This is a genomic window from Vibrio sp. 10N.261.52.A1, from assembly GCF_002876325.1.
Lineage (GTDB): Bacteria > Pseudomonadota > Gammaproteobacteria > Enterobacterales > Vibrionaceae > Vibrio > Vibrio chagasii.
Window position 1 is genome coordinate 3101 of record NZ_MCYD01000560.1, and the last position, 923, is coordinate 4023.

The window sequence follows — 923 nt, forward strand, 5'->3', positions numbered from 1 at the left end:
GCCGCGTTAAGTAGTGAGTAACGCTACCACCTAACTGGAAATATTACACCGTAAACACAAAAACTCGACTTGAACTAAGAATGCCGTGCGTTACGAATCTGCCTTAGTCGGCTGTTAGCCCTTGTTTGGTTGCATTTTAAACCTCCACAAAGGCAATAGCTTACTCTCATAGTCGTCGGGGATTACTATAGAAAACGACTTTGCTTCCCTAGTCGTTTCTATTGCGACAACTGACCCGTTTTCTTCCGTAGCCATTTTATACGTAGAAGAAATCATTGAACTCAACTGCCCAATGTGGTCAAAACCATTTGTAGAATACTCTTCCGGCTCAAATTTGTACTTGATACCAATTAGACGGTTATCCTTGACGACAACTGGTATCACTTCGGTCTCAGACCACTTGCCGTACATTGCGAAAAGGTTTAGCAACTCTTTTTCTTTATCTGTTTCCAATAAGCTGCCTGCACAATAGCAAAGCACATTCTTTATGATGAAGTTAGTTTCACCAGTTTTGTCATCATAGTGGGCTGGCTTGGATGGATCCGAAACAATATATATTTCAAATGGTGGTTTTGTTGATATCCACTCATCACCGATCGTTATTAATTCGTTCTGCATCATCGCAGTAGGAAGGTCTACGACGTATCGCCCCCTTTGAAGCTCAAATGCATCTGAAGATAACAAGGCCCACATATTCATTTTTGAATAGTATATAGCGAACTTTACTGGGCAACGAACTAACTCTGAATAACGCAAAACTGATTCAAAATACCTCCTAGTGAAGGAGAACTTGTTTTCAAATGGTTCTCGATGATAATTTTTTACTTCGACTAAAAAGGAAGAGTTATCCTCTTTAAGTACAAGCCTATAGTCTGGGATAGATATATCTTCATTACAAAAAGTTTCACCACCATCTTCTTGCT

The 923-nt window shown here is 39.8% G+C and carries 1 protein-coding gene; it reads right to left on the reverse strand.

Translation table 11 applies throughout. The features are described from left to right. Positions 1–114: 114 nt before the first annotated feature. The coding region (locus BCT81_RS08755) for a hypothetical protein (RefSeq protein ID WP_102423871.1) at positions 115–923 on the reverse strand (809 nt) is incomplete at its 5' end.